Origin of the sequence: Actinoplanes sp. NPDC051470 (genome assembly GCF_040682035.1) — a bacterium.
Lineage (GTDB): Bacteria > Actinomycetota > Actinomycetes > Mycobacteriales > Micromonosporaceae > Actinoplanes.
This window is the reverse complement of record NZ_JBFBAA010000043.1, coordinates 19,981-38,579: the sequence shown is the minus strand read 5'-3', so window position 1 is coordinate 38,579 and position 18,599 is coordinate 19,981. Positions and strand designations below refer to the sequence as shown.

Genomic DNA, 18,599 nt, shown 5'->3' with positions numbered 1-18,599 from the left:
GCCCGCTGATTCGTTCAGCTCGCGGCCGGGGCCGGGGACCTCCGGCGGATGGAGTCGGCCTTGCACTCCTCGAACGTGGTGCACGTGAACACCAGGTCCTGGACGCCGGGCAGGGCCTTGAGCTCGGCCTGGAGCGGGGTGTCCCGGACGTTGCGAACCGCGGCCTGGTCCTTCATCTTCACCACGAAGGTCTCCGGCAGGTTCTCCGGCTCGAAGTTCTCCGGCATCTCCTGGTTCTGCTCGGCGAACACCTTCTTCATCTTCGCGTACGCCACGTCATGCCCCTCGAAGGTGACCGTGGTGACATCCGGCAGCGTCCGGAGGCGCGCCTCGACGGCCGCCTTCCGCTCCGCGGGGTTGTCGTCCCGCAGGAAGACCGAGAACTGGGCGTTCTCCTCGATGAGGCGTTCGATCTCCTCCTTCTTCTCGTCACGGTCGAGAAGACCGCAACCGGAGAGGCTCACGAGCGCGAGCAGGACGACGACCATGGTTCGGCGAAACACGGGGCGGAGGTTAGCAGCAGAGGCCGGCCGCCGCCCCGTGTGCGCCGGCGTTCAGTCCAGGCCGTGCAGGGGTGGCACGCGCAGGGTGCGCTCGCCGCCCGGCGTGCCGCCCAGGACGATCTTGCGCAGGGACGCGTTGTTGGTGGTGCGGAGCTCGGCCAGCTTGCCGTCCGGGTTGGCCTTGACCTCGACCCAGTACGTGCCGTTGGGCAGGTCGGTCACGTCGAAGGACTGGCCGGGCAGGTACTGGAAGTAGGTGTCGCCGTTGCCGATGTCGAGGCGCTCACGCACCGCGACCGCGGTGTTCTGGCCGCACGAGCTGGCCAGGTCGTTGTTCGGGGGCCGCCAGGCCGCGTTCGGCCGCAGGTAGTCGACCGGGTCGGTGTTGGCCAGGCAGAAGGCTTCCTTGCCGGAGCGCACGGCCAGGCTCCGGTCGGCGGTCAGCAGGTTGTACTGCGCGAAGTCGGTGAAGTGCCAGTGCAGGTGGCCGTCGCGCGGGTCCCACTCCATCGTCCCGGCCGGCCGGACTCCGACCTCGTTGCCGGCCGCGTCGTAGAAGTACTGGTAGGCGTCCATCAGGTCGGTTCCGCTCCGCCGGAAGCCGTCCACCAGCAGCGGCGACGTGCCGGCGTTCCAGACCGTGGCGGCGAACACCACGTTGGTGCGGCCCTCGACGGTGTCGAGGGCGATGTTCCAGGCGGGCAGCGATCGCAGGTCGGGGCGCGGTCCGGCGGCCGGCGCCGAGGCCAACGGCGTCGGAATCTTGGCCGGTGGCCGCAGGAACGGGTGGTACGCCGAGAGCTGCTTCGACGCGTCACCCTCGTTCGCGTGCTCGCTGCCGGCGGGAACGGGTTTCTTCCGGAGCCCGGCGTTCCGGTCGACCACGGTCAGATTGAGGTCGACGGTGGCGTCGGCGGGTGACACCCCCAGCCAGGCGCGATATTTCTCGGCCAGCCGGGCGGTGACCCGGTAGGAGCCGGGCGCCAGGTCGAACTGCGTGCCGTCCGGCTCGTAATACGGGAAGCTCTCGACCGGCGAGTTGTACCCGGCCTGGATGCCCCAGATCGAGCCGAGCACGAACGGGTTCTCGAGCCAGGCGCAGGCGAACGGGTAGGGCGTGGTCGCCGGCGCGTCCGGCCGGGTCCGCACCGACGTGTACGAGTTCGGGCACCAGGTCGACGTGTACTGCTTGACCACCGCGCCGGCCGGGTCGGCGATCGTGATGTCGAGGAAGTCCTTGAAGCCGGTCCATGAGGTGAACAACCCGTCCGGCAGCGGCGTGCGGACCCCGCCGACCACCTGCTCCACCTCGATCGGTTCGGCGTAGGTGTCGCGGTGGGCCTGGATCTCGAAGGCCTGTCGTCCGGCGATCAGGTTGATGCCGAAGTCCATCTGCAGGTCGACCTGACCCGGAGCCCATTCGTAGCGCTGGGCGATGACGTCGTGCCCGGAGACGGTGAAGGAGATCGCGGGTGGCTCGGCGGCCGGCGCCTGAGCGGCGCCGGTGACGGCCAAAAGCCCGACGGCCAGGAGTTTCGGAATGGAAGACATGGACACCCCCCGATGAATTCGGAGGGTGACCATATCAATCCAGATCGTTGATCACTGCCCAGTGACAACTACCTGTCACTCAGGCAACAGATCGGGCGTCTCAGCCCTCGATGCCGTGGACCGCGGGCACCTTCAGGGTGCGCTCGCCGCCGACCGTACCCCCGAGAACGATCTTGCGAAGCGACGAGTTGTTGGTCGTCTTCGTCTCGGCCAGCTTGTTCTCCGGGTTGGCCAGCGTCTGGATGTAGTAGGTGCCGTTCGGCAGGTCGGTGATCTCGAACGACTGACCCGGCCGGGACTGCGAGTAGGTGTCGCCGTTGCCGATGTCGAGCACCTCACGCACCGCCACCGCGGTGTTCGCACCACAGGAGGTGGACAGGTCGGTGTTCTCCGGGCGCCACTTGGCGTTCGGGATGGTGTAGTCGACCGCGTCGGTGTTGGCCAGGCAGAACGCCTCCTTGCCGGACCGCACGGCCAGGCTCTGGTCGGAGTTCAGCAGGTTGTACTGCGCGAAGTCGGTGAAGTGCCAGTGGAAGTGGCCCTCCCGCGGGTCCCACTCCATCGTCCCGGCCCCGACCGAGCCGACCTCTTTGCCGTTCTTGTCGAAGAAATACTGGTACGCGTCCATCAGATCGGTTCCGGTACGCCGGAAACCATCCACGACCAGCGGCGACGATCCGGCGTTCCAGACGGTGGCGCCGAAGTTGACGTACGTCTTGCCGTCCTCGTTCGACAGGTCGATGCCCCAGGCCGGCAGCGACCGCAGGTCCGGCTTCGGGCCGGCCTTCGGGGTGGCGGCCAGCGTCTTCGGCGCCTTGGCCGGCGGGCGGAAGTTCGGGTCGAACGCCGACACCTGCACCGACGCGTCGCCCTGACCGTCGTGCTCGCTGTGCTCGCCGCGCAGCGCCGCCTTGCCCGGGGGCAGCTCGTCACCGACGGCCGCGGCCTTGACCGCCGCCTTGGCCCGGATCGCGCCCTCCGGCTCGCCGCCCCGGTCGACCACGGAGTCCACGACGGTCACGTTCAGGTCGACCGTGGCGCTCTCGGCCGGCACGGCCAGCCACGAACGGAACTTCTCGTTCAGCTTGATCGTGATCTGGTACTTGCCCGCGGGCAGGTCGAACTGCTCGGCGTCCGGGTCCTGCCAGTCGAAGCGGGGCGTGGCCTCGATCGCCGCGTTGTAGCCGGCCTGCACACCCCAGACCGACCCGAGGATGAAGGGGTTCCCGCCGGCGCAGGACTGCGGGTACGGCGTCGACGACGGCGCGTCGGGCCGGGTCCGCAGCGAGTTCCAGGTGTTCGGGCACCAGTCGGTGCTGTACTCCCGGACCGTGGCGCCCGCGGTGTCCTTGATCGTGACCGCGGTGAAGTCCTGGAAGCCGTCGAACGTGGTGAACAGCCCGTCCGGCAGCGCCACCGACGCCTTCTTGCCGTCGGCGCCGGTCACCTCCTGGGTGGCCACGATGGGCTGCGAGTAGGAGTTCCGCTTGGCCCGGATCTCGAACGGCTGCTTGCCGGCGATCAGGTTGACGCCGAGGTCGAAGTCCATCCAGGGGGTGCCGTCCTCGACGTACCGCGTGACGGTCACGTCGTGCGTGGCGGCGCGGAACGCCAGGGCGGGCAGGTCCTCCGCCGCGCTCGCGATGCCGTACCCGGCTCCGGCGAGAGCCAACGCGGCGGTCACCGCGCCGGCGGTCAGCACCCGGGTGCGGTTCTTTCGAGTGGACATGGGTCCCCTTCGATTCGTTGGTGGAGCGCACAGGTAATCGGATGGGATGTGAGGTGGCGGTGAGGTCGTATGAGACTTGCCTCAAAGCACCCAGCCCGGGACCCGTGCCGATACCATCGCGGGAGTCGGGACAGCGCTGTCCGCCGTACGCCGTCTTTCGTACGCCGTCTTTAAGGAGCGCTGAGGTGACCGACCAGCAGGGGCACATCGATCCAGAGGGCCCCGACGCGGCTCTCCGCGCCGACATCCGCCGCATCGGCAAACTGCTCGGCCAGACCCTGGCCCGGCAGGAGGGCCCGCCGCTCCTCGACCTCGTCGAAGAGGTCCGCGCGCTGGTCCGGCAGGACCCGCTCGCGGCCGCCGAGCGACTGACCGCGATGGACGTGACCACCGGGACCAAGCTGGCCCGGGCCTTCTCCACCTACTTCCACCTGGCCAACATCACCGAGCAGGTGCACCGCGCCCGCGACCTGCGCCGGCGCCGGGCCCGCGACGGTGGCTGGCTCGACCAGGCGGCCAAGCGGATCGCCGAGCAGGGCGTCCCGGCCGACGAGATCGCCGCCGCCGCCCGCCGGCTCGCCGTCCGCCCGGTCTTCACCGCGCACCCGACCGAGGCGGCCCGCCGCTCGATCCTGTCCAAGCTGCGCGGCCTGGCCGACACGCTGGACGAGGAGGCGGCGGCCGCGGTGCTCTACGGCGCCACCGACACCACCGCCTCGACCAAGCGCTTCGCCGAGCTGATCGACCTGCTCTGGCAGACCGACGAGCTGCGGCTCGACCGGCCCGACCCGACCGACGAGGCGCGCAACGCGGTCTACTACCTCAAGGACCTCTACGCCGACGCGGCGCCGCGGGTCCTCGACGACCTGGCCGAGACCCTGCGCCAGCTGGGCGTGGAGACCGCGCCGTCGGCCCGGCCGCTGACCTTCGGCTCATGGATCGGCGGCGACCGGGACGGCAACCCGTTCGTCACCCCGGCCGTCACCCGCGACGTGCTGATGATCCAGCACGAACACGGCATCCAGGCCACCGAACGGGCCATGGACGCGCTGATCGACGAGCTCTCGGTGTCCCGCCGGCTGCGCGGCGTCTCCCTCGACCTGTCCGCCAGCCTGGCCAAAGACCTCGACAACCTGCCCGAGGTGGCGCCCCGCTTCCGGCGGACCAACGCCGAGGAGCCCTACCGGCTCAAGGTGCGGGCGATCAAGGCGAAGCTGGCCAACACCCGCACCCGGCTGCGCAACGGCACCCAGCACGTGCCCGGCCGCGACTACCTGGGCGCCGACGAGCTGATCGGCGACCTCGAGCTGATGCGCGCCTCCCTGGCCCGCAACTCCGGCCAGCTCACCGCGGTCGGGGTGGTCGCCTCGGCGATCCGCACGGTGTCCGCGTTCGGGCTACAGCTCGCCACGCTCGACGTGCGCGAACACGCCGAGAAGCACCACGAGGTGCTGGCCCAGATGTACGAGCAGGTCGGCGAGGTGGACGACTACCTCACGCTCGACCGCGCCGAGCGGACCAAGCTCCTCGCCTCCGAGCTGACCGGGCGGCGGCCGCTGTCGTCGGCCGACACCCCGCTCACCGAGTCGGCGCGCAAGACGTTCGACGTGTTCTTCACCATCCGCGACGCGCAGGACCGGTTCGGCTCCGAGGTCGTCGAGTCGTACATCATCTCGATGACCCTCGGCGTCGACGACGTGCTGGCCGCCGCGGTCCTGGCCCGCGAGGCCGGCCTGGTCGACATCCACTCCGGGCGGGCCCGGGTCGGCATCGTGCCGCTGCTGGAGACGCCGGCCGAGCTCGACGCGGGCGGCGACCTGCTCGACGAGATGCTCTCCGTGCCGGCCTACCGGGAGATCGTGCGGGGCCGCGGCGACCTGCAGGAGGTGATGCTCGGCTACTCCGACTCGAACAAGGAGGGCGGCATCACCACCAGCCAGTGGTCGATCCACAAGGCGCAGCGGGCGCTGCGTGACGTGGCCGCCCGGCACGGCGTACGGCTGCGGCTCTTCCACGGCCGGGGCGGCACGGTCGGGCGCGGCGGCGGGCCCACCCACGAGGCGATCCTGGCCCAGCCGTACGGCACCCTGGACGGCGCGATCAAGGTGACCGAGCAGGGGGAGGTCATCTCCGACAAGTACACGCTGCCGGCCCTGGCCCGCGAGAACCTCGAGCTCACGGTGGCCGCGGTGCTCCAGGCGACGCTGCTGCACAACACGCCCGCGGTCGACCTGGAACGGCTCGCGCACTGGGACGCGGCCATGGACACCGCCTCGGCGGCGGCGTTCGCGGCGTACCGGAAACTGGTTGAAGACCCCGACCTGCCGGCCTACTTCTGGGCGGCGACCCCGACCGAGCTGCTCGGCGCGCTGAACATCGGCTCCCGGCCCGCGAAGCGGCCGAACACCGACGCCGGCCTGGGCGGCCTGCGCGCCATCCCATGGGTCTTCGGCTGGACCCAGACCCGGCAGATCGTGCCTGGCTGGTACGGCGTCGGCACCGGGCTCAAGGCGGTACGCGAGGCCGGGCTGACCGACACCGTCACCGAGATGAAGGAGAACTGGCAGTTCTTCCAGACCTTCATCAGCAACGTCGGGATGATGCTGGCCAAGACCGACCTGACCATCGCCCGGCGGTACGTCGAGACGCTGGTCCCCGAGGGCCTGCACCCGATCTTCGAGCGGATCCAGGCGGAGTACGACCTGACCGTCCGCGAGGTGCTGGCCATCACCGGTGGCGACCACCCGCTGGCCAGCCAGCCCGAACTGCACCGCACGCTGAGCGTCCGCGACACCTACCTGGAGCCGCTGCACCACCTTCAGGTGGCGCTGCTGCGGCAGTACCGCGAACTCGGCGAGAACCAGCGCCAGCTCGCCACCGCCCCCGGCGGCCGCCGGGCCGCGTCCGAGTCGACCGCCCTCGAACGGGCCCTGCTGACCACGGTCAACGGCATCGCCGCGGGCATGCGCAACACGGGCTGACCAGCTTCGGTCCCGCTCCCGCCGTTAGGCGGTGGGGGCGGGAACCGGGTCGGGAGCCGGCTCGGTGGCTTTCTCCTCGGTCGGCATCATGGCCCAGAGCAGCGGATACGCGGCGAGGACCTGGGTGCCGGGGATCACCAGCAGGGCCGCGCCGATCGCGACCCGGGAGGTCCAGGGGTCGAGGCCGAAGCGGCGGCCGATGCCGGAGAACACCCCGCCGACGAGCCGACCGTCGTTCGGCCGGGTCAGCCCGTTCCGGGCCATCGTGCCGTGCACGGCGTCGACGCCGCGGGCCACGGTCTCACGGACGGCGTTCATGTCGATCGGGCGCTTGCTCTCGTTCTCGGTCATGACTCCATGGTGGGGCCGCACCCACCCGACCGGCATCAGGGATCGACCCTGGCTCGTCCCGGAGCTCAGCCGCGGTGTGAGCGGTCGCGGTGCTGTTCCAGCAGGGCCTCGAAATGCTCGGCCGGGAGCGGGCGGCCGAGCAGGTCGCCCTGGCCGAGGCGGCACCCGGCGGCCTGGACGGTGTCGAGGTCGTCGGCGGTCTGCAGGCCCTGGGCGACGATCTCCATGCCGAGCCGGCGGCCCAGCGTCACCGTGACGTCCATGATCGCGCCGAGCCGGCGGGACGCGTCGGCCGGCTGGCCGAAGACCTCGCGGTCGACGCGCAGCAGGTCGACCGGGAGGATCCGCAGCCGGCTCAGCGACGTCGGGCCGGTGCCGAAGTTGCCGACCGCGGTCCGCATGCCCTGCGCGCGCAGCTTGCCGAGCAGGCCGGCCAGGTCGTGGCCGTTGTCGTCCTGCAGGTCGTGCTCGGCGATCTCGATCACCATGGCCGACTCGGGCACCAGGTGGGTGGCCATCGCCGTCTCCAGCGCGGCCTGGAACACCGGGTCGGCAAGCTCACGCGGACGCACGTTCACCGAGAGCCACAGGTCTTCGTGGTGGTGGCGCCAGCCCGCGAGCTGCCGGGCCGCCCGGTGCAGCATCCAGTGCCGGACGTCGCCGAGATAACCCAGCTCCTCGGCCAGCGGCAGCAGCTCGGCGGCGGGCACCCGGCCCAGCGTCGGGTGGCGCCAGCCCAGCACCGCCTCCACGCCGACCGGTCGGCGGCCGGACAGCTCGACGATCGGCTGGTAGCGCACCTCGAGCTCGCTGCGGGCGAGCGCGCCGGGCAGATCTTGCTCCAACGTGGACCGGCGGACCAGCCGCTGCTCCATCTCCTCGTCGTACCACTCGACGGCGCCCGGCGGGGCGGTGCGGACCGCGCGCAGGGCCAGGGCGGCCCGCCGGATCACCTCGTCCATGCCGGCCTCGGGGGCCAGGTCGGTCATGCCGCCCCAGACCGACAGGTGCGCGTCGGTGCCGGCCGCGGAATAGGGCGTGGTCAGCACGGTCACCAGCTGGCTCGCGAGCACGTGGGCGCGTACCGCGCCGCCGTGGGTGAGCACCGCGAACCGGGCCTCGCCGATCCGGGCCGGCACGTCCGCGCCCTCGACCCGGGTCCGCAACCGCTTCGCCACCTCGGCCAGCACCAGCTCGACCACCTCGGTGCCGTGCACGTCGGCGATCGCGGTCAGCCCGCCCAGCTCCAGCACGATCAGCGCGCCCGCCTCGGGCATCGGCTCGCCGGCCTGCACCAGGCCCTGCCGGTTGGCCAGGCCGGTGTGCGGGTCGACGTGGGCCGACTGCCGCAACGCCTGCTCCAGCTCGAGCTGCTCGCTGATGTCCCGGACGTGCACGACCAGCGTGCGGCCGGGCTCGGCCGGGTCGGCGCCACCGGCCGTCCACTCGGTCTCGCGCCAGCGGCCGAAGCCGTCCCGCAGCCGCACCGCGAGCGGCGACCCGGCGGTGTGCTCCGTCGGGTCGCTGATCCGGTCGGACAGATAGTCGTGTACCGCCTCGGCCTGATCCGGGTCGACCAGGGCGGTCACCGGGCGGCCCAGCACGTCCTGATCGGACAGCCCGAAATGCCGGGCGGCGGCCGGCGACTGCCAGCGGACCGCGTGTGCCGTGTCGATCACCATGGCCACGTCGGACGACCCGAACATCAGGCTGCGCAACCGGTTGCCCTGGTCGGCGAGGTGGTCGGCCTGGCGGCGCAGCACGATCGCCGAGACGAACTCGCGGGCGGCCACGGCCAGCAGCGCGACGGTGGCCAGGATGATCGACGTCGGGTCGAGCCGGCCGCCGTTGACCAGGTGGTAGGCGACCAGCACGCCGGAGCCGAGCACGGGCAGCGCGAAGAGCGGGAAGCCGGCGGCGGGCTCGCTGCCCACCGGCGGGAGCGGGCCGGCGTCCGGGCGGACCCGGGTCGCGCCCCACCATTGCATCGCGGCGGCCGCGTCGAGGGCGGCGGCGGCCGCGACCGTGGCGATGGCGGCGTTCGAGTTGTCCGGGTGGTCCATGCCGACGGTGAGGGCGGTCAGCCCGAGCAGCGACAGCGCCGCGCCGGGGCCGCACCACTGGAGCGCCGCGCGGTGCCGGATCGCGTGCACACCGGTGACCGCGGCCACGGCGGTCGCGGTGGTGCCGAACAGGATCGCGGTGACCGTGGCGCCGCGCCGTTCCGGGCCGCTCATCAGCATCAGCCAGGTCGGGAACAGCAGGCACGCGGCCACCCCGACGGTGTCCAGGCCGACCCGCAGCCGGGCCAGCGGCTCGCGGCCCTGCGGCGGCCTCAGCAGGGCCGGCAGGGCGAGCGCGGCCGCCAGGAACAGGCAGACCAGCGGGATCTCGGCCGGCAACGGCACACCGTCGACCTCGACGCCCGGCGCGATCACCACCGAGACACCGCTCGCCACCCCGGCCAGGCCGGCGAGCAGCGCGCCGCCGCCCAGGCCGATCGCGCGGAGGCGGGTGCCGGCCGTGCGGTCGCGGGCGGCCGAGCGCAGCAACGCCACGCCGAAGCCGGCCGACCCGGCGGTCAGCAGGCCGGCCGCGGCGGGCAGCGGAAGCAGGACGAACGCGGTCACCGCGATCGCGGAGCCGATCACGGCGGGGAGGACGAGCCGCATCGGCCGGGCCGCTTTCACGTCTGGCACCGTACTCGTCCACAATCGATCACCGGATGGAACCCCCGGGTCACTGTGCGCGACGTTCGAGGGATTTGTTCGACAACCAGGTGATCAGCCACAGCACCAGGCCGATCACCAGCAGGATGCCGGCCACCCGGTAGTCGGCGGCGTCCCGGCCGGACAGCGGGCTGGCCAGGTACGCGCAGACGACGGCGCCGATCACCGGGATCGCCGTCGGGGCCTTGAAGTGCTTGTGCTCCACCGGGTCGCGGCGCAGCACCAGCACCGCCACGTTCACCACGGTGAAGACGCAGAGCAGCAGCAGCGAGGTGGTGCCGCCCAGCGCGGTCAGGTCGGCGAACCAGATCAGCCCGAAGGCGATCACCGTCGTGAAGACGATCCCGACCCAGGGCGTACGCCGGCCCGGGTGCACCTTGCCGAGGACCCTGGGCAGCACGCGCTCGTTGGCCATGCCGTAGAGCAGCCTGGACGCCATCAGCATGTTGATCAGGGCGGAGTTGGCCACCGCGAACATGGTGATGAACGCGAAGATCCACAGCGGGAAGCCCGGCGCGCCCGCCTCGACCACCTTGAGCAGCGGCGCGTCACCCTCGCCGAGGTCGGCCGGCGAGACCAGGGCCACCGACGAGATGGAGACCAGCACGTAGATCACGCCGGTGATGATCAGGCCGGTCAGCATCACCTTGGGGAAGATGCGGACCGGATCCTTGGTCTCCTCGGCCATGTTGACCGAGTCCTCGAAGCCGACCATCGCGAAGAACGCCAGCGCGGTCGCCGCGGTCACCGAGAAGAAGGCGCTCTCCCCCTCGGCGGCCTGGAAGTCGGTGAGCCGGGACAGGTCGCCGTCGCCGCCGCCCAGCGCCCACGCGCCGATGCAGATGATGATCAGCAGACCGGTCAGCTCGACGCAGGTCAGCAGGACGTTGAGCTTGACGCTCTCGCCGACGCCCCGGAAGTTGACCAGCGCGATCAGCGTCATGAAGCCCAGCGCGACCGCGATCAGTCCCGCGCCCTCGCCCAGCGACAGGTCGAACGCGTCGGCGAAGTTCGCCGCGAACGCCTTGGACGCGGAGGACGCCGAGGTCAGGCCCGAGCACATCACCGCGAAGGTGACCAGGAAGGTGAGGAAGTGGATCCCGAACGCCTTGTGCGTGTAGAGCGCGGCGCCGGCCGCCCGCGGGTACTTCGTCACCAGTTCGAGATAGCTGAACGCGGTGAGCAGCGCGACCACGAACGCGCACAGGAACGGCAGCCACACCGCCCCGCCGACCTCCTTGGCGACCCGGCCGGTGAGCGCGTACACGCCGGTGCCGAGGATGTCACCGACCACGAACAACAGGAGCAGGCCCGGCCCCATGACCCGCTTGAGGGTGGGCTCCTCGGTTGTGACAGCGTCCGCCATATACGGAGGGTGGTACAAACCTCCGGATATGTCGAGCCCAACTATCGACGGATCGCAGTCGAGCCGGTAGAAATCTGTGACATGCGCATCGTGGTGGCCGCGAAACCTGACGCCGATCAACCGTGGGTCGCCGACGCCGCGATCGGCCTGGCCAAACAGACCGGGGCCGAGGTCATGGTCGTCGCGGTCGACGCGGTCGAGCTGGAACGGCTGGCCGCCGTCCCCCGCAGCGTCTTCACCCAGGCGGCCGAGCTGGCCGCCGCCACGATGTCCCGGCGCCTCGCCGAGGCCGGCGTCCCGGTGACCCACGCGGTGCTGTCCGGCCGCCCGGTCGACGGCATCCTCGACGCCGCCGACCGCCACAACGCCGACCTGATCGTTGTCGGCGCGACAACCCGGCCGGCGGTGGCCGAGCGCCTCCTCGGCAGCGTCCCCCTCGACCTGGTCAAGCGTTCCTCCCGCCCGGTCGTGGTGGTCACCCACCCGAGCTGACGGCCCGCCTCCCCTTACGCGTGCGGGGTGGTGCGCTCTTTTTGAGCGCACCACGCACGCAGGTGGAGCGGAGCGACCCTCGGCGGGAGCGACGGTCTGGGCCACCCACCCGGCTACGACATCGATCTTCTTCTTTGTCGCCCGGTCGGAAGTAATACCTCAGCTCGTCTCGCCGGCGACCGAGAAGCTGCGCAGGCGGTCGATGGCGAAGATGGTGCAGCCCAGGGTCACGATCACGGTCATGATGATCGCCAGGGGGGCGCCGACCTGGCCGGTCAGCAGGTTGGTCGGGGCGATCCGGTCGGCGATGGCGATGACGTACTGCTCGATCGACAGGACCCGGGTGCCGCTGACGAAGCGGGCCAGCAGGCCCTCCCAGACCAGGATGTAGACCAGGCCGAGGAGCACCGGGCGGCGGGTCAGCAGGCTCAGAAGCAGGAAGAACGCCGAGTACGCGACGGCGCCGACGGCCGCGCCGACGGCCAGGGCCAGGCCCAGCTTCGGTGAGTCGGCCAGCCAGCCGGCGATGAACAGCGGGACGGCCGAGGTGACCGCCGAGACCAGGATGGCCACGCCCAGCTTGGCCAGGATGATGTCGCGGCGCGGCATGGGCTTGGTGAGGATGTGCACGATCGTGCCGTCGTCCACCTCGGAGCCGAGGACGCCGGTGCCGACGATCAGCGTCACCACGGGCAGGACCACGGCCAGGCCCAGTCCGACCAGGACCGTCGGGCCCCAGTTCTGCGGGTTCACGTCGTACGCGACACAGAGAGCGGCCAGACCGACCAGCAGAAGTGGCAACGGCAGCAGGAGCAGGGCCCGGCGCCGGCCGAACAGGCCGCGCGCGGTGATGTAGGCGACCGTGGACATCATGCCTCCAGCAGGTAGGAGAAGACGCTCTCCAGGGACTCGTCGGAGGGCAACAGCTTGCGCAGCCGGATCCCCTCACCCAGGGCGATCCGGGGCAACGCCCGGGTGAAGCTGCCGTAGTCCGACGCGCGGACGGTCAGGCCGCTGTGATCGATCTCGACGCCGCTGACCGACTTCTCGCCGATCAGGGCGACGGCCAGCTTGCGGTCGTCGGACGACTGCAGGGCGAACACGTGCGGGCGGGTGGTCATCAGCCGGCGGATCTCGCGGTAGTCGCCGGACGCGGCCAGGCGGCCGGCCACGATCACCTGCACGGTGCCGGAGACCTGCTCGACCTCCTCCAGGATGTGCGAGCTGAACAGGATGGTGTGGCCGCGTTCGCCCAGCTTGTGCAGCAGGTCCATCATGTGCATCCGCTGCCGCGGGTCCATGCCGTTGAACGGCTCGTCCAGCAGCAGCACCTGCGGGTCGTGGACCAGCGCGGCGGCGACCCGGGTGCGCTGCCGCATGCCCTTGGAGTAGGTGCCGATCCGCCGGTCCTGCGCGTCGGTCATCTCGACCAGGTCGAGGGCGCGGCGGGCGGCGGCGTCCGGGTCGGGCAGCTTGTGCATCTTGGCGCTGGCCCGGACGAACTCGTACGCGGTGAGGAACGTGTGCACCGCTTCGCGCTCGCTGACCAGGCCGAGCTTCTTGTACGCGGCCGGGTGCCGCCAGGTCGGCTCGCCGTCCAGGGTCACCCGGCCCTTCGACGCCGACAGGAAGCCGGCCATCATGTGCAGCACGGTCGTCTTGCCGGCGCCGTTCGGGCCGAGCAGGCCGGTGACACCGGAACCGAGGGTCATGCTGATGTCGTTGACCGCGACCACGTTGCCGTACCAGCGGGAGACGTTCTGCAGCTCGAGGACGCTCACAGCGAGGCCACCTTCCGGTATCGAGCCAGGAGCAGGAGGAGGCAGGCGGCGACCAGGGTGACCACCTCGATGGCGTAGACCGGCCCGAACCGGCCGACCGGCAGCCCGGTGTTACCCGCCTTGAACAGCCAGGTGCCGACGCCGCTGATCAGCATCATCGGGCTGGCCAGGCCGGACAGTTCCTGGGCGGTGCGCGACGGCAGGCTCATCAGCACGCCGAAGATCGGGGTGGTGACCAGGAAGACCGCCACGATGCCGCCGGCCGCGAACGCCCGCTTGCCGGTCATCGACGCCACCAGCAGGCTGATCGAGGCGAAGACAACGGCCCAGATCAGGGTGTACGCCCAGGCCGGCGCGAGATCACCCAACTCGTTCCACACCCCGGACATGCCGGTCTTGGTGGTGAACGCGGCGCCCAGGAACATGATGAACTGCGGCACCCCGAGCAGCAGCCACACCGCCGTGACCAGCGCGACCCACTTGGCGCCGAGGTAGTCGGCGGCCCGCAGCGGCCGGCTGAAGTAGAGCGGCAGCACCCCGGAGCGCATGTCCCGGGACACCAGCTCGGGCGCGACCACGGCCACGAACAGGATGACCAGCCAGCTCATCGCGTCCGCGTACTGGACGTAGTTGAGCGGGACGACCCCGGCGTACGCGCGGACCGCGGCCAGGATGACCCCGACCAGGATCGTGATGCCGAAGACGAGCCAGGGGAAGATCTTCGACTTGGCGCTGCGGCCGAGCCCGAAGGCGGCGCGCAGCCCGTGCCCGTAGATCGCCCGGAGCACCGCGCCACGGCCCAGGCGCGGGCCGTCGTACCGCTGGTACCCGATGTCATGGATGACGCTGGCCTCAGACATCGGCCATCTCCCTCGGGGTGAAGAGCTCGGCGACGCGATGCCGTCGCAGGTCCAGGCGGTGCAGCGGCAGGTCCAGGTCGGCCACGGCGCGGAGAATCCGGTCGTACGCGTCGTCCGCGGTCAGCTCGACCAGCAGGAGCCGCCCGTCCCGGGTGACCTTCATGTCCAGCCTCCCGAGCGCGCCGGCCAGCTCGTCGACGCCCTCGGCGACCTCGACGGCCAGCACGTCGGACACCTCGGTCATCGCCGAGATCCGGTCGGCCCGCAACAGCCGGCCGCCCTCGATCGCGATGAGCGAGTCGCAGATCCGCTCGACCTCGCCGAGCAGGTGCGAGCAGACCACCACGGAGATGCCGAACTCGGTGCCGATCCGGTGGATCAGCGCGAGCATGGCGTCCCGCCCGGCCGGGTCGAGGCCGTTGGTGGGCTCGTCGAGCAGCAGCAGGTCGGGGTCGTGCACGAGCGCCTGGGCCAGCTTGACCCGCTGCTTCATGCCGGTCGAGTAGCCGCCGATCTGCCGGTACCGCTCCTCGTAGAGGCCGACGTGCCGGAGCGCCTCGGAGGCACGCTCCCGCGCGGCGGAGCGGGGCAGCCCGCTGATCCGGCCGAGGTGCGTGACGAACTCGGCGGCGGACACGTCCGGTGGCAGGCAGTCGTGCTCGGGCATGTACCCGACCCGGTTGCGCACCTTGTCCGGCTCGTTCGCCGGGTCGATGTCGAAGACCCGCGCGGTGCCACTGGTCGGCGCCAGCAGCCCGAGCAGAATCTTGATGAAGGTGGACTTGCCGGCGCCGTTCGCCCCGACCAGGCCGATGACGCCGGGCTCGACGTCGACGGTGAGGTCGGAGAGCGCGGTCACCCGCCCCCCATATGTCTTGGTCAACGCTTCCGTTGCGATGAGGCTCACGGCGACAGCCTAGAAACCCTCGTCACACCAGGGGATCAGGTGGAACCCCGAGAACCCTCTCAGGTTTCTCAGGACGCTCTCAGGTTCACCTGTTGATGACTCAGCTTATACAAGATCAACTAGCTTTCACCCTGAAGAGGGAAACTTTTGTACGAAAGCATGAGCTCGTGGAAAACTCGCTCGACCCCGCAAGGAGGATCGATGGAAGCAAACGAGCTCCGCGACATGATTGCCCGGCTGCGCGCCATGGGCAGCGACGACTTGACGTGCGAGGCGAAGCGCGCAAAAGGCGGGCTACCGGCCACCACCTGGGAGACGGTCAGCGCCTTCGCCAACGCGGATGGCGGCTGCCTGATCCTCGGCGTGGACGAAGCGAGCGACTTCGCGATCACCGGCGTCGACGATGCGGGCGCGACCGAGGCCCATCTCGCCTCACTCTGCTCAGACGTCCTCGAGCCACCGGTCCGGCCGGAGATCACGACGGTTCGCCTCAACGGCAAGAGCGTGGTGGTCTGCGCCGTGCCACCCCTCGCGCGGGATCGCCGACCTTGCCACAAACGCTCGCTCGGCCCCTGGGCGGGTTCCCGCCTCCGCGTCGCGGACGGCGACCGGAAGCTCACCGACTACGAGGTCACGGTGCTGCTGTCCAACCGGGAGGAACAGCGACACGACCTGCGACCGATCGCATCGGCCTCGATCGAGGATCTCGATCCCATTCTGATCAGGGACTTTCTGGAACGGATTCGCGACATCAAGGGGCAGATCTTCCGCCGCCTGGACGACCAGCAAGCTCTGCGCATGTTGAAGGTGCTGACCGAGCACGACGGCAGTCTCGTCCCGACCTTGGCCGGCCTGCTTACCTTCGGAATCTATCCACAGAGCTTCGAGCCTCAACTCAATGTGACATTCGTGGCCTATCCGGGCACGGAACCCGGAGTCCTCGGAAAAGTCGGTGAGCGGTTCATCGAGAACCGGTCCATCGACGGACCGATCCCGATGGTCGTGTCCGAGTGCATCCGAGTCCTGAAACGGAACATGCGGAGACGCAGCATCGTCTCGGGCATCTATCGCATCGACGAGTGGGAGTACCCCGAGGAGGTTCTCCGCGAGGCGCTGGTCAACGCACTCGTTCATCGCGACTATTCCGAGTTCGCGCGCGGCATGCAGGTTCAGGTGGAGATGTATCCCGACCGTCTGCTCGTGCGCAACGCGGGAGGATTGTATGGACCCGTGGACGTCGGCACGCTCGGGACCAACACCGTGACGTCGTCGCGCAATCGGACGCTCCTCAAGATCCTCGAGGACATGCCCCTGGGTGATGGACACATGGTGTGCGAGAACAGAGGCACGGGCATCGCTCGGATGGCATTGGTGCTGTCCGAGGCCGGCATGGAACCCCCGAGGTTCTCCGACGACATCTCCGTCTTCTCGGTCGAGTTCCCGAACCACGCGCTGCTGACCGAGGAGACGATTGCTTGGCTCACGGAACTCGGGGCCGGCCCGTTCACACGCTCTCAGACCACCGCGCTCGCGCTGATGCGCAGCGGTATGGAACTGACCAACAGCAGCTATCGCTCATCGACGGGCGTTCAGGACAGCCGCACGGCCAGCCGCGAGCTCAAGGATCTTGTCGACCGCGGCATCGTCGAACAGTTCGGGAGCAGGGGCGGGACCACCTATCGACTGACCTCCGACCGTGCTGAGCAACTCACCATCGAGGACAGGTCTGATCGGGAATCCGAGGGCTCGCTGCGCGACAACGAGGCTCGGATTCTCGAGCTGCTCGCTGACGGTTCCCTGTCACGAGCCGAGATCGAGAAGCGCGCCGGACTGGCGATGCATCAGGTGCTCCACGCCTTGAACACGCTCCGCCAGAAGGGATACATCGAGACGATCGGTAAGCCGCGGTCGCCGAACGTTCGCTGGACCGTCAGGAAAGGCCGTTGGTGACCTCGACCTGGAAGACCGGGAGGCGGCCCAGGCGGCGGTAGGCGGCGAGGGACTCCCGGGTGGCGTCGACGCGGGAGTCCTGGCCCTTCTGGTTGTGCGGGGTGTCGAAGTGCACCATGGCGCGGATGTTGGTGAAGTGGGGGATCTGGCGGGCCATCTCGCGGTAGAAGTCGGCCTTGTGGCCGGGGTTCTTCGTCGAGCTCCACACCCCCCACTCGGCCACCATCAGCGGCTTGGAGCGGTGCCGGGTGACCGCCCAGTCGTAGAAGCCGGGCCAGGACGGCTTGCTGGTCATTTTGCGGTTCAGCAGCTCGGTCAGGTCGCCGTGGCCGTAGCCGGGGTCGCTGTAGGCGTAGGTGTCGAAGCCGATCCAGTCGACCACGTCGTCGCCGGGGTACATGCGCTCGAACCAGCTCTGCGTGGTGTGCGGGACGTAGGCCATGTGCACCAGCACGGTGACCAGGTTGTCGACGCCGTGCGCGCGCAGCCGCTTCACCACGTGGCGGTACATCTTCGAGTAGTCCTCGGCGGTGTAGCCGGAACCGGCCTTCTCGCGGACGTTGTCCTCGGCCTCGTGGTGCACGGTGAAGAAGAACTGCTCGGGGAAGTTCTTCCTGATGTGTACGGCGAGCCGGTCGAGGAACGCGTCGGTCGCCTTGTCTCCCTCGGCGATCTCGGCCCAGGACGCGCCGGCCGGCTTCCAGTTCAGGAACAGCAGGCGCTTCCGGCCCCGCTCGCGGGCGATCCCGATCTCCTCCCTGGTCGGGAAGAGCTGCCGTTCGCCGCGGTGGTAGGCGTGGTAGATGTCCTGGTGGCGCTCGGTCTTGCGCTCGAACGCGGCGAGCGCCACCGCGCCGGGCTGATCGGTGAAGGCGCCGGGCGCCACGCCCCAGAGGATGCCGCAGGTGGGCACCAGTTTCTCGCCGGTGCGGCAGCGGGCCGGCTGGGGGCGGTGCTTCGGCAGCGAACCGGGCCCGGCGAGGGGTGCGGCCGTGACCGGCGGCGACGCCGTCGGCGGGCCCGGAAGACCCTGATCGGGTACGACGGGCACACCGGGCTCGGGCACAGCGGGATCGACCCAGCCGTTGCTCGGGGCCACGTGCACGGTCGGGTTGCCGGCCTGGGAGGAGTTGTCGGCGGGGAACGGCAGGCCGAGTTGATCGACGCCGCCGGTCCACGCCCAGGAGAGGGTGGCGACCACGGAAAGCGTGAACGCGGTGGTCACCGCAGCCAGATGCACAAGCCTGAGACGTCGCACGATCGCCCAGTATTCGACCTATTGTCTGTTTTGTCTAATATGTGACCCGGTAAGGTGACGATCGAGCCCGGCTCGACCCGTTGCGCAGGTGCTGCGAAACTGTCCTCCAGTCGGCTGCAGGGGGATGTCACGGTGAACGGT

At 70.1% G+C, this 18,599-nt stretch carries 14 protein-coding genes; 3 read left to right on the top strand and 11 right to left on the bottom strand.

Going from position 1 to position 18,599, the window contains the following annotated elements; genetic code table 11:
- Window positions 1-14: 14 nt before the first annotated feature.
- From AB0M54_RS43295 to AB0M54_RS43285, 3 genes are all read right to left on the bottom strand, one after another.
- A complete protein-coding gene (locus tag AB0M54_RS43295) occupies window positions 15-503 on the bottom strand; it encodes a permease-like cell division protein FtsX (protein WP_364478365.1) in 489 nt (162 codons plus the stop codon).
- A gap of 51 nt (window positions 504-554) precedes the next feature.
- Window positions 555-2,054 (bottom strand): lysyl oxidase family protein, encoded by a 1,500-nt coding sequence (locus AB0M54_RS43290; protein WP_364478362.1) that lies wholly within the window; start codon window positions 2,052-2,054, stop codon window positions 555-557.
- A gap of 100 nt (window positions 2,055-2,154) precedes the next feature.
- The gene (locus AB0M54_RS43285; protein WP_364318721.1) at window positions 2,155-3,783 is read right to left on the bottom strand and encodes a lysyl oxidase family protein; all 1,629 of its coding nucleotides are present in this window, start codon (window positions 3,781-3,783) and stop codon (window positions 2,155-2,157) included.
- 185 nt (window positions 3,784-3,968) lie between these two features.
- Between AB0M54_RS43285 and ppc the strand changes: the two genes are divergently transcribed.
- Complete coding sequence (gene ppc / locus AB0M54_RS43280; RefSeq protein WP_364318719.1) at window positions 3,969-6,764, top strand: phosphoenolpyruvate carboxylase; 2,796 nt, start codon at window positions 3,969-3,971, stop codon at window positions 6,762-6,764.
- A gap of 24 nt (window positions 6,765-6,788) precedes the next feature.
- Here the strand turns inward: ppc and AB0M54_RS43275 are convergent, their stop codons facing one another.
- From AB0M54_RS43275 to AB0M54_RS43265, 3 genes are all read right to left on the bottom strand, one after another.
- Window positions 6,789-7,115, bottom strand: coding sequence for a PspC domain-containing protein (locus tag AB0M54_RS43275; protein ID WP_364478359.1), 327 nt, complete (start codon window positions 7,113-7,115; stop codon window positions 6,789-6,791).
- Window positions 7,116-7,180: 65 nt separating this feature from the next.
- Window positions 7,181-9,805, bottom strand: a complete 2,625-nt coding sequence (locus AB0M54_RS43270; RefSeq protein ID WP_364478356.1) for an EAL domain-containing protein — start codon at window positions 9,803-9,805, stop codon at window positions 7,181-7,183.
- Window positions 9,806-9,854: 49 nt separating this feature from the next.
- Entirely contained in the window at window positions 9,855-11,210 is a 1,356-nt protein-coding gene (locus AB0M54_RS43265; RefSeq protein WP_364318713.1) for an APC family permease, read from the bottom strand.
- A gap of 81 nt (window positions 11,211-11,291) precedes the next feature.
- On the opposite strand from AB0M54_RS43265, the gene AB0M54_RS43260 reads away from it, so the two are divergent.
- A complete protein-coding gene (locus tag AB0M54_RS43260; protein WP_364478353.1) occupies window positions 11,292-11,702 on the top strand; it encodes a universal stress protein in 411 nt (136 codons plus the stop codon).
- A gap of 159 nt (window positions 11,703-11,861) precedes the next feature.
- Here the strand turns inward: AB0M54_RS43260 and AB0M54_RS43255 are convergent, their stop codons facing one another.
- The 4 genes from AB0M54_RS43255 to AB0M54_RS43240 are packed head-to-tail and all read right to left on the bottom strand — an operon-like array spanning window position 11,862 to window position 15,250.
- Window positions 11,862-12,572: an ABC transporter permease subunit gene (locus AB0M54_RS43255; protein ID WP_364318709.1), complete on the bottom strand. Its 711-nt coding sequence runs from the start codon at window positions 12,570-12,572 to the stop codon at window positions 11,862-11,864.
- The gene (locus tag AB0M54_RS43250) at window positions 12,572-13,483 is read right to left on the bottom strand and encodes an ABC transporter ATP-binding protein (RefSeq protein WP_364318707.1); all 912 of its coding nucleotides are present in this window, start codon (window positions 13,481-13,483) and stop codon (window positions 12,572-12,574) included. The genes AB0M54_RS43255 and AB0M54_RS43250 overlap by 1 nt, the downstream gene beginning before the upstream one ends.
- The gene (locus AB0M54_RS43245; RefSeq protein WP_364318705.1) at window positions 13,480-14,343 is read right to left on the bottom strand and encodes an ABC transporter permease; all 864 of its coding nucleotides are present in this window, start codon (window positions 14,341-14,343) and stop codon (window positions 13,480-13,482) included. The genes AB0M54_RS43250 and AB0M54_RS43245 overlap by 4 nt, the downstream gene beginning before the upstream one ends.
- Window positions 14,336-15,250 carry an ABC transporter ATP-binding protein gene (locus AB0M54_RS43240; RefSeq protein ID WP_364318703.1) on the bottom strand — a complete coding sequence of 305 codons (915 nt, stop codon included), beginning with the start codon at window positions 15,248-15,250 and terminating at the stop codon, window positions 14,336-14,338. Before AB0M54_RS43240 ends, AB0M54_RS43245 begins: the two co-directional genes overlap by 8 nt.
- A 201-nt stretch (window positions 15,251-15,451) precedes the next feature.
- Between AB0M54_RS43240 and AB0M54_RS43235 the strand changes: the two genes are divergently transcribed.
- Complete coding sequence (locus AB0M54_RS43235) at window positions 15,452-17,200, top strand: ATP-binding protein (protein ID WP_364478350.1); 1,749 nt, start codon at window positions 15,452-15,454, stop codon at window positions 17,198-17,200.
- Here AB0M54_RS43235 and AB0M54_RS43230 read toward each other — a convergent pair.
- Window positions 17,181-18,458, bottom strand: coding sequence for a glycosyl hydrolase (locus AB0M54_RS43230; RefSeq protein WP_364478347.1), 1,278 nt, complete (start codon window positions 18,456-18,458; stop codon window positions 17,181-17,183). The genes AB0M54_RS43235 and AB0M54_RS43230 overlap by 20 nt on opposite strands.
- Between the last annotated feature and the right edge of the window lie 141 nt (window positions 18,459-18,599).